The sequence below is a fragment of the Nonomuraea guangzhouensis genome, from assembly GCF_019396345.1.
Taxonomy (GTDB): Bacteria; Actinomycetota; Actinomycetes; order Streptosporangiales; family Streptosporangiaceae; genus Nonomuraea; species Nonomuraea guangzhouensis.
Map to the genome: position 1 here is coordinate 93,808 of NZ_JAHKRM010000038.1, position 13,450 is coordinate 107,257.

Annotated in this window: 13 protein-coding genes; 5 read left to right on the top strand and 8 right to left on the bottom strand. The window is 71.4% G+C overall.

All coding sequences use genetic code 11. The annotated features are described in order from the left end of the window. Nucleotides 1-55: 55 nt before the first annotated feature. Nucleotides 56-1,120, bottom strand: a complete 1,065-nt coding sequence (locus tag KME78_RS52425; protein WP_219537533.1) for a GNAT family N-acetyltransferase — start codon at nt 1,118-1,120, stop codon at nt 56-58. A gap of 110 nt (nt 1,121-1,230) precedes the next feature. Between KME78_RS52425 and KME78_RS52430 the strand changes: the two genes are divergently transcribed. Beyond that, on the top strand, nt 1,231-2,247 hold the full coding sequence (locus tag KME78_RS52430) for a baeRF2 domain-containing protein (RefSeq protein ID WP_219537534.1): 1,017 nt from the start codon (nt 1,231-1,233) through the stop codon (nt 2,245-2,247). Here the strand turns inward: KME78_RS52430 and KME78_RS52435 are convergent. The 3 genes from KME78_RS52435 to KME78_RS52445 are packed head-to-tail and all read right to left on the bottom strand — an operon-like array spanning nt 2,234 to nt 4,942. Beyond that, nucleotides 2,234-2,818, bottom strand: coding sequence for a LutC/YkgG family protein (locus tag KME78_RS52435; protein ID WP_219537535.1), 585 nt, complete (start codon nt 2,816-2,818; stop codon nt 2,234-2,236). The two genes, KME78_RS52430 and KME78_RS52435, sit on opposite strands and share 14 nt — an antisense overlap. Further along, a complete protein-coding gene (locus KME78_RS52440; RefSeq protein ID WP_219537536.1) occupies nt 2,805-4,196 on the bottom strand; it encodes a LutB/LldF family L-lactate oxidation iron-sulfur protein in 1,392 nt (463 codons plus the stop codon). The genes KME78_RS52435 and KME78_RS52440 overlap by 14 nt, the downstream gene beginning before the upstream one ends. Further along, nucleotides 4,193-4,942, bottom strand: coding sequence for a (Fe-S)-binding protein (locus KME78_RS52445; protein ID WP_219537537.1), 750 nt, complete (start codon nt 4,940-4,942; stop codon nt 4,193-4,195). The genes KME78_RS52440 and KME78_RS52445 overlap by 4 nt, the downstream gene beginning before the upstream one ends. Before the next feature lie 73 nt (nt 4,943-5,015). Between KME78_RS52445 and KME78_RS66785 the strand changes: the two genes are divergently transcribed. Beyond that, nucleotides 5,016-5,705, top strand: a complete 690-nt coding sequence (locus KME78_RS66785) for a FadR/GntR family transcriptional regulator (protein ID WP_308127458.1) — start codon at nt 5,016-5,018, stop codon at nt 5,703-5,705. Here the strand turns inward: KME78_RS66785 and KME78_RS52455 are convergent. Next, nucleotides 5,698-6,540, bottom strand: coding sequence for an NAD(P)H-binding protein (locus KME78_RS52455; protein ID WP_219537539.1), 843 nt, complete (start codon nt 6,538-6,540; stop codon nt 5,698-5,700). The two genes, KME78_RS66785 and KME78_RS52455, sit on opposite strands and share 8 nt — an antisense overlap. Nucleotides 6,541-6,591: 51 nt before the next feature. Between KME78_RS52455 and KME78_RS66790 the strand changes: the two genes are divergently transcribed. Further along, complete coding sequence (locus KME78_RS66790) at nt 6,592-7,320, top strand: helix-turn-helix domain-containing protein (protein ID WP_219537540.1); 729 nt, start codon at nt 6,592-6,594, stop codon at nt 7,318-7,320. On the opposite strand, the gene KME78_RS52465 is transcribed toward KME78_RS66790, so the two are convergent. Continuing rightward, a complete protein-coding gene (locus KME78_RS52465; RefSeq protein WP_219537541.1) occupies nt 7,309-8,688 on the bottom strand; it encodes a sulfatase family protein in 1,380 nt (459 codons plus the stop codon). The two genes, KME78_RS66790 and KME78_RS52465, sit on opposite strands and share 12 nt — an antisense overlap. Before the next feature lie 144 nt (nt 8,689-8,832). Between KME78_RS52465 and KME78_RS52470 the strand changes: the two genes are divergently transcribed. Next, entirely contained in the window at nt 8,833-9,834 is a 1,002-nt protein-coding gene (locus tag KME78_RS52470) for an LLM class F420-dependent oxidoreductase (protein ID WP_219537542.1), read from the top strand. 265 nt (nt 9,835-10,099) lie between these two features. Here the strand turns inward: KME78_RS52470 and KME78_RS52475 are convergent, their stop codons facing one another. Both KME78_RS52475 and KME78_RS52480 read right to left on the bottom strand, forming a co-directional pair. Then, nucleotides 10,100-12,034: an FtsX-like permease family protein gene (locus KME78_RS52475; RefSeq protein WP_219537543.1), complete on the bottom strand. Its 1,935-nt coding sequence runs from the start codon at nt 12,032-12,034 to the stop codon at nt 10,100-10,102. Next, nucleotides 12,031-12,708: an ABC transporter ATP-binding protein gene (locus KME78_RS52480; RefSeq protein ID WP_219537544.1), complete on the bottom strand. Its 678-nt coding sequence runs from the start codon at nt 12,706-12,708 to the stop codon at nt 12,031-12,033. Before KME78_RS52480 ends, KME78_RS52475 begins: the two co-directional genes overlap by 4 nt. Nucleotides 12,709-12,798: 90 nt before the next feature. On the opposite strand from KME78_RS52480, the gene KME78_RS52485 reads away from it, so the two are divergent. Continuing rightward, entirely contained in the window at nt 12,799-13,449 is a 651-nt protein-coding gene (locus tag KME78_RS52485) for a response regulator (RefSeq protein WP_219537545.1), read from the top strand. Nucleotide 13,450 lies beyond the last annotated feature (1 nt).

A 13,450-nucleotide genomic window follows, 5' to 3' on the forward strand; every position in this document is an offset into this window, starting at 1 on the left:
TTTCACAAAGGGGCAGGAAGGCCAGTCCGGCCTGCCTGTCCGCACGAAACAGCCCTCAGCTCAGATCGGCCGGGATGAGGCTGTAGACGACCAGGTCCCGGCCGTGGAGCGCGTTGCGTACGACGCCCTCGCGGACGAAGCCCGCCTTCTCCGCGACGCGCTGCGAGGCCACGTTGGAGACCGCGGCGCGCAGTTGCAGCCGCCCGAAACCCTGCGTGACGAACAGCCAGCGGGCCACCGCCAGCACCGCCTCCCCCGCGTACCCCTTGCCGCGGGCCCAGGGCGCGGTCATGTAGCCGACCTCCACCGTCCTGTTGATCCAGTCGGCGTCCCTGAGGTCCACGTTCGCCGCGAAACGGCCGCCGGCCAGCTCCGCCACGGCGAAGGCGATCCCGTGTCCCCTGGTCCGCGACCGCTCGGCGGCGCCGATGAACGCGCGGGCGTCCGCCGCGGTGTAGCCGCGCGGCAGCCCGGTCTCGGCCTGGGTGAGCGGGTCGGCGCCCGTGGCCGCCAGGTCCGTCACGTCCGCCTCGGCCAGCGGTCTGAGCAGCAGCCGCTGGGTACGCAGCTCGGTCCGGGGCAGCGTTTCGAAGGGGACACGGCTGTCGCCGCGCAGCAGGCCGAAGATCACCAGATCGTGCGGCCCGTCGTCCTCCACGGCCGCGTCACGGAGCACGCCTTCCCAGGTGAAGCCCGCTTTCTGCGCGACGCGCAGCGAGGCCAGGTTGTCGAGGTTGGCCGTCAGGTCGACCCTGCGCAGCTCGGTGGTGGCGAACACCCAGTCGACCAGCCCGCGCACGGCTTCGGGCGCGAAGCCGCGGCCCCGGTAGAGGGGGTGCACACCGTAGCCGACCTCGGTCGTGCCCGCGCCCCACGAGGTCTTGAACAGGCTGATGGCGCCGATAACGCGGTCGTCGGCGTCGGCCATCGCCAGGTGCACGCCCCGCCCGGAGCGGTACAGCTCGTGCACGCCGGTCTTGAGCCACTGCGCGATGCCCGACACCTTGGCGGGCGTGCCGGGCGGCAGGAACCGGACACCGGACTGCACGATCGAGCGGATCCGGTCGGCGTCCCCGCTGCTGAAAGGCCGGAGCACGAGCCGCGCGGTGATGATTCTCACGCCGGGATCGAACACCCTCGGCAGGGTACACACTCGCGATGTTTGCTCATGAAAGCGGGGGTAGGGCGCAAGAGAGAGGAGTGATGTCGGAGAAGTGGAGGTGGTGAGCGGTGCGGCTCGACTTCATCCGGCCGCTCTTTGAGCGCCGCGGGCCGTACGCGTCGGTCTATCTGGCCGGGCTCACCCAGCGCGACCGCGAGCGGCACTGGCAGGGACTGCGCCAACGGCTCCGTGGCGAGGCGGACCCGGCAACGCTCGACGCCCTGGAGGCCGAGACGATCGAAGCGGCGGCCGGGCGGGCGATGTTCGCCACCCACGGCGACGTGGTGCTGGCGGAGACGTTCGCCGAGGAGCCGGCCGCGCTGGCAGCGTACTCGCCGTTGCCGCTGGTCACGCCCATGCTGATGCTGCGCGGGGAGAACGTGCCGCATCTGCGGGTCATCGCCGACCAGGCGGGGACCGAGCTGACCGCCTTCGACGGCGGCTCGCCACGCCGATCCACTGTCAAGGCCACCTCGTGGCCGCTGCCGAAGACCGCGCAGGGCGGCTGGTCGCAGAGACGGTACGAGCGCGCCGTGGAAGAGGCGCCGGAGCAGCACGCGGTGGCCGTCGCGCACGAGATCGACGAGCAGGTCCGGCGGCTCGGCGTCGAACTGATCGTGCTGGCCGGCGAGCCGAAGTCACGCTCGCTGCTCTGCAACCATCTCGGCACCAAGTCCGCGGACCGCGTGATGATGGTCGAGCACGGCAACCGGGCCGACCACCGGCAGTTCGTCCGCGACGCCGAGACCGCGCTCGACGCCTACCTCGAGCGCCGGCGGACGGAGCTGCTCGACCGGCACCGCGAGACCGGCGGCCCCACCGGACGGGCCGACGTCGCGCACGCCCTGCGGGAGGGCAGGGTGCACGCGGTGCTCATGCCGGGCGAGCTGCCGCAGCCCATGTGGATCGGCGGCGGCGGCACGCAACTGGCCCCCGACGCCGGGGAGCTACGCCGCTGGGGGGTCGACGAGCCGCGGCCGGAGCGCGCGGACTCCGCGCTGGCCAGGGCCGCGACCATGACGGACGCCGAGCTGTGGTTCACGCCGGAGGTCGCGGACGTGGCGGCGGTCATCAGGTACTTATGATCACTTCCAGCGTCCTGGGCCCGTGCACGCCCTCCACCCGGTTGAGCTCGATGTCGCTGGTGGCCGACGGCCCGCTGATCCAGGTCAGCGGGCGGACCGGGTCGAGCCTGGCCACCGCTTCGGGGACGCCGGCCACGATCTGGTCCGCGCGGACCACGCACAGGTGATAGTCGGGCACCAGGGTCTGCGCCCTGCGGCCCTGGCCGGGGCCGGCGTCGAGGACGATCGTGCCGGTCTCGGCGATCGCCACCGCGCAGCCGGTGACCACCCCGTCGGCGCCGTCCAGCTCGGCCACCGTGCCGCCCGCGACGCCGCCGGGCACCCGCCACTCCGGCGGCAGCCCGTCCGGCACGACCATCCGGCGGCCGGCCACCAGCTCGGCTATCTCGCCGGGCACCTCGGCCGAAGACAGCACGTGCACGACCGCGCGGTAGTCGTCCACCCGCTCGGCGAACAGCCCCACCAGGTCCTCCACCGGCGCCGCCGTGCGGTAGCCGCGGGGGATCGCCACCTCGGGCGCGCCTTCCACGGCCCGGCGGACCCTGGCCAGGATCTCGTCACGCGCGCTCATTACGCTCCCACCAGTCTCTGAACGATTCTTCCGGGATCTCCGGCAGGTCCCGGGTGTCGGTCCAGGCCGACAGCGGGCCCGGCAGGCGTTTCGGCACCACCTTGCGGAAGCGGGTGGCCAGGCGTTGCGCCTTCGTCAGGCGTACCTCGTCGTTGAGTATCCAGCCCGCCACGCGCATGCCCGCGCGCTCGGCCGGCGCGTGGCGGACCTTGGCGCGCAGGTCCACGAGCACCTCGGGGATGTCGATCGCGACCGGGCACACCTCGTAGCAGGCGCCGCAGAGGCTGGAGGCGTACGGCAGCGAGGCGTCGAGCTCTGACGACATGCCCCTGAGCTGCGGGGTGAGGATCGCGCCGATCGGGCCCGGGTAGACCGAGCCGTAGGCGTGGCCGCCCGCGCGTTCGTAGACCGGGCAGACGTTCAGGCAGGCCGAGCAGCGGATGCAGCGCAGCGCCTGGCGGCCCACCTCGTCGGCGAGCACGTCCGTGCGGCCGTTGTCGAGCAGCACCAGATGGAAGTCCTGGCCCTCGGTCGAGCCGGTCCACATGCTGGTGTAGGGGTTCATGCGCTCGCCGGTGGAGCTGCGTGGCAGCAGCTGCAGGAAGACCTCCAGGTCGCGCCAGGAGGGCAGCAGCTTCTCGATGCCGACCACGCTGATCAGGGTCTCCGGCAGCGTGAGGCACATCCGGCCGTTGCCCTCGGACTCCAGCACCACCAGCGTGCCGGTCTCGGCGATCATGAAGTTGGCGCCCGAGACGGCGACCTTGCTCTTGAGGAAGCGTTCGCGCAGGTGCAGCCGGGCGGCCTCGGCCAGCGCGCGCGGCTCGTCGGTGAGGTCCTCCGGGACCGGGCGCATCTTGTCGAGGAAGATCTCGCGGATCTCGGCCCGGTTGCGGTGGATCGCGGGGACCAGGATGTGGCTCGGGAAGTCGTCGCCGAGCTGGACGATCAGCTCTGCCAGGTCGGTCTCGTAGGCGGTGATGCCCTGCGCGGCCAGCGCCTCGTTGAGGCCGATCTCCTGGGTGGCCATCGACTTGACCTTGACCACCTCGGTCTCGCCGGTGGCCTGGACGAGCCGGGTGACGATGCGGTTGGCCTCGTCGGCGTCGCGGGCCCAGTGGACGTGGCCGCCCGCCCTGGTCACGGCCTCCTCCAGCTGGACGAGGTAGCGGTCGAGGTGGCGCAGGGTGTCGTCCTTGATCGCCTTACCGGCCGCGCGGAGCTCCTGCCAGTCGGGGAGCTCGTTGACGACGTTCGCGCGCTTGCCCCGGATGGTGTGCGTGGCCTTGCGGAGGTTGTAGCGGAGCTGAGAGTTCTGTACGGCCTGCGCCGCATTCTTCGGGAAATTTCCTGGCATGCCGATGAATGTCGCGCTCATTGGGCTTCGCCGCCTTTGGTGGAAGCTTCGGTCGAGGCGAGGATCTCGGCGAGGTGCATGACCCGGACCCCGGTCCGCTGGCGGCCGAGCGTGCCGCCGATGTGCATCAGGCACGAGTTGTCGGCCGCGCACAGCACCTCGGCGCCCGTGTCGAGCACGCTGCGTGCCTTGTCGGCGCCCATGGCGGCGGAGACGGCCGGGTTCTTGACGGAGAACGTGCCGCCGAAGCCGCAGCACTCGTCGGCCGCCGGGAGCGGGACCAGCTCCAGGCCCCGGACGTTCTGCAGGAGCCTGGTCGGGCGGTCGCCGAGGTGCAGGCCGCGCAGCGAGTGGCACGTCGGGTGATAGGTCACCCGATGCGGGAAATATGCGCCAACGTCGTCGACTTTCAGGACGTCCAGCAGGAACTCGGAGAGCTCGTAGACCTTGGGCGCGACCTCGGCGACCGCCGCCGCTCCCCTGCTGCCCGGCCGGACCAGCTTGGGGTACTGCTCGCGCACCATGGCGGCGCACGATCCGGACGGCGCGACGACCGCGTCGTATCCGGCGAACACCTCGGTGAAGCGGCGCGCCAGTCGTACGCCCTCCTCGCGGTAGCCCGTGTTGACGTGCATCTGGCCGCAGCACGTCTGGGCGGTGGGGAAGTCCACCTCGCAGCCGAGCCTGCGCAGGAGCGACACGACGGCCTTGCCGGTGCCGGGGAAGAGCGTGTCGTTCACGCACGTGATGAACAGGGCGACTCGCACAACTCTCCTTCCGATGTATGGTCTGACCACAGTATGGTCAGACCATATCGAATCCACACCCAGGAGGACAGCGGTGACCGACTGGCGTCCCGTCCGGCGGACCCGCACCTTCGAGGACGTACTCGCGCAGATCGAACGGCGCATCGCCGAGGACGGTCTCACCGTCGGCGACCGGCTGCCCGCCGAGCGCAGCCTGGCCGAGCAACTGGGGGTCAGCCGCTCGTCGGTGCGGGAGGCCATGCGTGTGCTGGAGACGCTCGGCGTGGTGTCGTCGCAGGTGGGGCGGGGGCCGGACGCCGGGGCGGTGCTGACGTCCCGCCCCGACACGGCGCTCACCGACCTGCTCCGGCTGCATCTGGGGCTGGCCAGCCTGGAGCTGCGCGAGGTGATCGACACCCGGCTGATGATCGAACGCTGGGCGGCCACCCGTGCGGCCACGGCCGGGTCCGACACCTCCGGCCTCGTCGCCGCCCTGGCGGGCATGGACGCGGCGCGGTCGGCGGAGGAGTTCGTCGAGCACGACACCGCCTTCCACTGCGCGCTGGCGGACGCGTCGGGGAACCGGCTGATCTCGGCCATCATGCGGTCGCTGCGCGACTCGATGAGGCGCTACGCGGTGGAGGCGGTGACGCGGCTCGGCGACACGTCCGTGCTGCGGGCCGACCACGAGCGCATCCTCGCGGCCGTACGGGCGGGCGATGCCGACGAGGCCGCGACCGCGGTCGCCGAGCATCTGGCCCACGCCTACCCGTCGCTCAGCTGAAAGCGGCCCGGTGGTCCCGGACCCAGGACTCGTAGGAGGCGGCCGGGCGGCCCAGCACCGACCGGACGTCGTCCGAGACCCGCGGCCAGCCCACCTCCTTGAGCATGGTCCAGCCCGTGGCCGCGACTTCGGCCAGGGTGGGGTCGGCGCCCGAGGCGAGCATCTGCTCCTTGGCCGTCTCGATGGGGATCTCGACGGTCGCAAGCGGGCGGCCGAGCACCTCGGCCAGGATCGCCACCTGGGCGGGGACGCTGAGCAGTTCCGGGCCCGTGAGCTCGTAGGTCCGCGAGTCGTGCGTGCTCGTGGTGAGAACGGCCGCCGCCACGGCCGCGATGTCGCGCGGATCGATGATGGGCTGCGCGCCGTCGCCGGTGAAGTTGGGGATCGGGCCGCCCGCCTTGACGGCTTCCGCCCAGCCCAGCGAGTTGGAGGCGAAGCCGGCCGGGCGGAGCATGGTCCACGACATGCCGCTCGCCTTGATGGCCTCCTCGCCCGGCACGTGCCACGATCTGACGTCGCCGGGGTCGTCGGTGTCGCCCGTGCCGACGGCCGAGAGCTTCACCACCTTCTTGACGCCCGCCGCCCTGGCCGCCTCGATCATGGCCTGGTCGTGTTCCTTCAGCTTCTGGCCGAATCCGGTCAGCAGGAGGGCGGCCGACACGCCCTCGAACGCCTGCCGCAGCGATCGCGGGTCTTCGAAGTCGGCCTGGACGGCTTCGCCGCCGGGCGCGCGGGAGAGGTCCCGGGTCATGGAGCGAACGGCTTCACCGCGCTCGATGAGGAGGCGGGCGGTCAGACTGCCTATGGTGCCCGTGGCACCGGTGATCAGGATCATGCATCGAGGCTGACAGCGCACCTCCCCTCGGTTATAGGAAGAATCGGCACCATGAGCACCGCACTTCCGAGAGCCGGACGGATCCACGTCCGGGAGCCCGACACCGCGCCGATGGTGGCCTTCCGCACGGTGGACGCGGATGGGCGCCTGTACGTAATGGGGCCGCGCACGCGGGCGTCGTACCTGGCGCCCAAGGACGTGCCGCACTGTGTCACGGTACGGCTGCGCCCGGAGATCGCGCGGCCTCTGCTCGGAGCGCCGATGAGCGAGCTCGTGGACGAGATCATCCCCCTCCGGGACCTTTGGGGGACGCGCGCGGACCGGCTGGCGGACGAGCTGGCGGGCCTGGTGACGGGAGGTGACTGGGCGGAGCGGGTGATGGCGCGGCTGGAGGCGGCCTTCCGCGACCGGCTCGCCGCGCAGTCGTCCGCCGACCTGGACCGGGCCGGCCTGGTGGGCGCGGCGGCGGCGCTGCTCTCGGCCGGAGCGGCCCGGCCCCCGGTGACCGAGGTGGCCAGGGAGCTGGGGGTGAGCGAGCGGCACCTGCGCAACCTGTTCACGGGTGGTGTGGGCGTCCCGCCCAAGCGGTTCGCCCGCATCAACCGGGTCCGTGGCGTGCTGTCCAGGGTGTTCCGCGAGGGGGCGGCGTCACTGGCCGCCGACGCGGGCTACTACGACCAGTCGCACATGACGGCGGAGTTCCGTGAGGTGATGGGGGTGCCGCCGAACGCCTACCGTGCGGGCCGGCTGCCCGTCCCCAGCGCCTGCTCAGTCGGCTGAGTCGGCTTGCAGGCAGGTGGCGCCCGAGCAGGCGTGCATCCTCGACAGCCGTTCCTGGAGCCCCAGCAGGAGCTGCGGATCCGCGAGCCGCGCGAGGTTGTGCAGCTCGTACGGATCTCGGGTGAGGTCGTACAGCTGGAGCTCGCCGGTGGCGTACCTCACATACGTGTAGGTATCTGTCCGCAACGCCTCGTAGCCGGGCACCGGCGTCTGCGCCGCCGACGACACGTCGGCCGGCCTGCTGAACTCGACCAGGACGTTCCGCCGCCACGGCGACGGGTGCTGCCCCTGCAACAGCGGCACCAGCGACCGCCCTTCGACGAACGGCGGCACCGTGGCCCCGCCGAGCGCGGCGAAGGTGGTCGCCAGGTCCACCGTCGCCGTCAGCTCCTTGATCGTCGAGCCCGGCGCGATGCCCGGCCCGCGCACCACCAGCGGGACGTGGATGGACTCCTCGAACGGGGTGGTCTTGCCCTGCGGGAGGCGATGAGTCCCGAGATGGAAGCCGTTGTCGGAGGTGAAGAAGATGTAGGTGTTGTCGAGCTTGCCGGTGGCCCGCAGGGTGGCGATCACCGAGTTGACGAGGTCGTCGACGCCGAGCATGGCCCGCAGCCTCCTGCGGTAGCGCTCGTCGATCTCCTCGATGGTCTTGCGTGAGAGCGGCGGCCTCGAGCGCAGCCACTCCGGCTCCTCCGACACGTCCGGCTGGTTGAACGACGGCGTGCGCGGCGCCTGCGCGTCGGGGAACGCGTCGACGTGCCGGATGGCGGGGTTGGCCGGGTTGTGCGGCGCGATGGGGGCGAGGTACAGGAAGAACGGCTGCTGGGCGGCGGTGATGAAGTCACGGGCCTTGCCCGCCAGCACGTCCTCCAGGTAGTCCTCCTCGCCCCAGCCGTGGTCCACCAGCTGCCCGTTCTCGTTGAGTCGGTAGCCGTACTCCTGGTACAGGTTGCGTACGGGCACGTCCCACTCGTGCCAGCCGGGCGGCACGTACGTCTCGGCGGCGGTGTCGCCCGGATAGTGGTTGAGGAACTTGCCCATCAGCCCCGTGCGGTAGCCGGCCTGCTGCATCCAGGCCCCGATCGTGGAACGTTCCAGACCCAGGGTGTGGAAGCGGTCGAAGCCGCCTTCGGGCGCGGTGTTGGTCCACACCCCATGACTGTGGACGTACTGGGAGCGCAGGATTGACGTACGCGACGGGCAGCACCAGGAGTTCGTCACGAAGAACCGCTCGAACGAGGCGCCCTGCTGCACCAACTGCTGGGTTATCGCGGGAAAGTACGGGAGAGTCCCGTTCTCCAGGTCGTCCGCCACCACGAAGACGATGTTCGGCCGGGCAGCCCCGGAGGCCACCGTCGGCCGCATCATCGGCGCCACCGCCGCTGACAGCAGCAGCAGAACGCAAGCGAGACGACACAGCACGTTAACCACGAAGCTAATTTCCCCGAAAGATCATGCATTGACACCCGGCACCTCGACAGCCGTAATAGAACTTAATTCCGGAGGTGTCACATGAAGCTCGGCTTGCAGCTCGGCTACTGGCAGCGCAACGCGGACGACGCGACCGAAACGGTCCTGACGGCCGAACGGCTCGGCTACGACTCGATATGGACCGCGGAGGCGTACGGCAGCGACGTCTTCACCCCCCTGGCCTGGTACGGAGCGCGTACCTCGCGCATCAAGCTCGGCACGTCGATCGCCCAGATGTCGGCCCGGCCGCCGGTCACCACGGCGATGACCGCGATGACGCTCGACCATCTCACGGGCGGACGGCTGCTGCTCGGCATCGGCGCCTCGGGCCCCCAGGTGGTCGAGGGCTGGTACGGCCAGCCGTTCGCCAAGCCGCTGACCAGGACCCGCGAGTACGTCGACATCATGCGCCAGGTGTGGCGCCGCGAGGAGCCGGTGACCAGCGACGGAGCCCACTACCCGCTCCCCCTGCCGGACGGCCTCGGCAAGCCGCTCAAGCTCATCACCCACCCGCTGCGGCCCGACATCCCCCTCTATCTCGGCGCGGAGGGGCCCAAGAACGTGGCCCTGGCCGCCGAGCTCGGTCAGGGCTGGCTCCCGCTGTTCGCCTTCCCGTCCAAGATCGAGGAGATGTACGGCGAGGCGCTGTCGGGCGCCGCGCCCGGCTTCGACGTCGCGGCCATGGTCATGGTGATGATCTCCGACGATGTCCAGGCAGCGCTCGACGGCGTGAAGATGATGCTCACGCTCTACATCGGCGGCATGGGCGCCAGGCACCGCAACTTCCACGCCGACATCATCGGCCGGATGGGCTTCGCCGAGGCCGCCGAGCGGATCCAGGCGCTCTACCTGGCCGGGAAGAAGGACGAGGCGTTCCGGGCGATCCCGGACGAGCTGGCCGACGGCATCTCGCTCGTCGGGCCGCCCGGACGGATCAAGGAACGCCTCGAACTCTGGCGGCAGAGCCCGGTCACCAGCCTGCTCGTGATGGGGCCCCGTGACGAGAAGTCGCTGACGATCATCCGTGACCTTGTACTGAACTGATCCGCACGTCATCACGGCCGTGTTTCCGCACTCCCCGCCGTACTTCGGCTGGGGTCCTTCTGGGGAGGGGGAGCGCTGGGGTCCTTCTGGGGGGCGGGACCGCTCGGGTCCCCCTGGGAGGCGGGAGCGCTGAGATCCCCCTGGGGAACGAGAGCGCTCAGGTCCCTCTGAGGAGCGGGAGCGGCGAGCGCGCGGGGCCTTCCGGGGGGCGGGGGCGGCGAGCGATCGCGGTGGCGGTGATGGAGTGGTACGGGCGGAAAGGTGGCTAGTCGGGGCGTGGGGCCGGGTCGGTGGTGACCGATTGGAGCAGCGGCCTGCTCAGCGCCCCGGCCGCGATCACCCCGGCGAACCCGAGCCCGACGCAGAGCACCAGCGTGATCACCCCGGTCGCGTTCACCGCACCGATCATGAACGGCGCCGCGCAGAACGCGCCGACCAGGATCGCGCCACCACCCATCACGGTGAGCGGGATGAGCGTCTCGGCCCTGCGCGCCTTGTCGAGCACCTCCAGCGGCGTGCCCGCCAGGCGCAGCAGCCCGTACGTCTGGCGGCGGTCGAGGATCGACGAGGCGGCCGTGATCCCGGCACTGGCGATGGCCACCAGGAACGACACCGACAGCACGACCACCGTGCCCGCGCGGACATCGGCCAGGATCTGGACGCCGAAGTGCTCGTCGTCGACCTCCGTGGTGGGCGTGTGCCCGGGAACGAGCCCGGCGAGGGCCGTACGGGCCCGGTCGAGGGTCGCGGGGTCGGCCGAGGTGCCGAGCGCGACGGCGACGAGCTTCTTCGCCGGCTTCACCGTGGCCGTGATCCCCGCCGCCTTCAGCCGGGTGCGCGCCTGCTCGGCCACGGTGGCCGTCTGATCCGCCGGGACGGCCACCTGAAGCTGGCCGGCGTTGGCGGAGCCACTGAGGGCGCCCGGGCTGAGCAGGCAGAGGAACCCGGCGACGAAGCCGGTCATGGCCACCCCGCTCACCGTGCGCCACGCGGAACGCGGATCGTCCACCAGCCGGCGGCCCGCCAGCAGCCGCGCGGGCCGCCGCGCCTGCTTGGCCGTGACGCGCCCGATGATGCCGACCACCCACGGGCCGACCAGATTGACGCAGAGGAACGCCAGGCCGATCACCACCGCGATGGGGCCCACGGCGCTGCCACGGCTCAGGAACGGAACGGCGGCGAGCACCGCGAGCAGGACGACGACCCTGATGAACCGCATGGCGGGCGGCGTCTCCCGCTTGGCCACCCCGAGCGGGCTGACGACGACCCGCCGCAGCCCCACCACGGCCGACAGCCCCACCAGCAGCGGGACCGCGACCAGCAGCCCGCCCAGGACCAGCGGGCTCGGCCACAGGTCGGAGACGAACCACGCCCCGCCGCCGATCTGGATCCCGGCCAGCAGCGGCGCGGCCAGGGCGTAGGCGAGCGTGCCCGTGATCGCCCCCGCGAAGGCCACGATCACCGCCTCGGCCACGGTCATCCCGACCACCTGGCCGGGCGTCGCACCGACCAGCCTGAGCGTGGCCAGGCGCTGATCCCTCCTGGCCACGGTGAGCCGGGCCGCCGCGCCCCCGAACACGAGCAGCGGCACGACCATGAGCACACTGGCGATGAGCGCCAGCACCTGGTAGGCCTCGGCGTCGTCCATCGGCTCCCCCGCCAGGCTCGCCACCTTCACCGGGCTGTAGCCGACGATCCAGTCGTCGCTCCTCGGCCTGGTCAGCTCGGGCGCGTCCGGCTTGTGGCCGACGACCGCGACGAGCTCGCCCGGGTAGAGCAGCGCCTCCTCGCCGAGCACGCCCTTGGGGCTCGGGAAGCGGCCGGCGAGCTGTTCGGCGGGCAACTGCCCGGCCAGCTCCTTCAACGCCGGGGAGAGCCAGACCTCGCCGGGCGCGGGGAAGCGGGCCATGCCGGGCGGCGCGGGCGCGTCCGCGCCGAGCGCCGCCAGGTCGATGACGGTGATCTCCTTATCACGTACGTAGTCATGCCGGGCCGCCTCGATCGCCACGGCCTCACCCTTGGCCGCGACCGGGTTGCGCCAGGCGCTCCGGTCGGCCCTGGCCTCGAAGGCGAAGTTGGCGGCCACCGCGAACAGCAGCAGCGCCGTGGACACGGCGACGGCGCCCAGGGTCAGCCACGTGCCCAGCAGGCCCTTGCGGCCGGCGCCCTTGAGCAGCCGCCAGGTCAGGTCGAGGTTCACGCGCGCACCCCGCCGGCGAGCAGGTGGCCGTCGCGGACCTCGACCGTGCGGTCGCACCAGCCGGCCACGTTGGGGTCGTGGGTCACCACGATCAGGCAGGCGCCGTTGTGCTTGGTCGCCTCGACCAGCAGCCGCATCGTCTCCTGGCCGGTCGTCTGGTCGAGCGCGCCGGTCGGCTCGTCGGCGAAGACCACCGCGGGCTTGCTGACCAGCGCTCTGGCGATGGCGACGCGCTGCGCCTGGCCGCCGGACAGCTCGCCGGGCCGCCGGGTCTCCATGCCGTGCAGGCCCAGGGGGCCGAACCAGTCACGAGCCTGCCGTACGGCCCGCTCCCTCGGCACGTCGCCGAGCATCAGCGGGAGGGCCACGTTCTCCTCGGCGGGCAGTTCGGGCAGGAGCTGGCCGAACTGGAAGACGAAGCCGAAGCGGGTGCGGCGCAGCGCGCTGCGGTCGCGCTCGCGCAGGTTGTCGATGCGCTGGCCGAGCAGGTGCACCTCGCCCGAGTCGGGCTTCATGATGCCGGCCAGGCAGTGCAGCAGGGTTGATTTGCCGGAGCCGCTCGGGCCCATGATCGCCACGGCCTCCCCGGCCCGGACCGCGAGGTCCACTCCGCCCAGGGCGACCGTCTGCCCGAACCGCTTGGCCAGGGCCCGTCCAACAAGCACATCGTTCATGCCGTCGAGCCTCTCGCCGGACAGGGATCGGGCGGATCGGCCGGACGTCCCGTCCCCCTCGGCCGAACGGCTGATCCTAGAGTTGTCGCCGTGACTATTCGCGTACTCATCGCCGACGATCAGCAACTTGTCCGTACCGGATTTCAGATGATTTTAGATGCGCAACCGGACATGGAGGTTGTGGCGGCGGTCGCCGACGGCGCGGAGGCGGTGTCCGAGGCCAGGCGGCTCCGGCCGGACGTGTGCCTGCTCGACATCCGCATGCCCAAGCTGGACGGCATCGAGGTGACCCGCGCCCTGGCCGGCCCCGGCGTCGAGAACCCCATGCGCGTCGTCATCGTCACCACCTTCGACCTGGACGAGTACGTCTACGGAGCGCTGCGCGCGGGGGCCCTCGGCTTCCTGCTCAAGGACAGCGGGCCCACGCTGCTGATCGAGGCGGTCAAGGCGGCGGCGGGCGGCGACTCGCTGGTGTCGCCCTCGGTGACGGTGCGACTGCTCCAGCACCTGGCCCAGCCCAAGCGCCGCGTCGCCACGCCGCTGAACGACCCGCTGACCGATCGCGAACTGGACGTCGTACGCCTGGTGGCGAGGGGCCGGACGAACCAGGAAGTGGCCGGCGAGCTATTTGTCTCACTTTCGACGGTAAAGACCCATTTGGGGAGCATCCAGGGGAAGCTCCGTGTCCGCAATCGGGTGGAAATCGCAGCTTGGGCGTGGGAATCCGGTGTCGTGAGCTGAT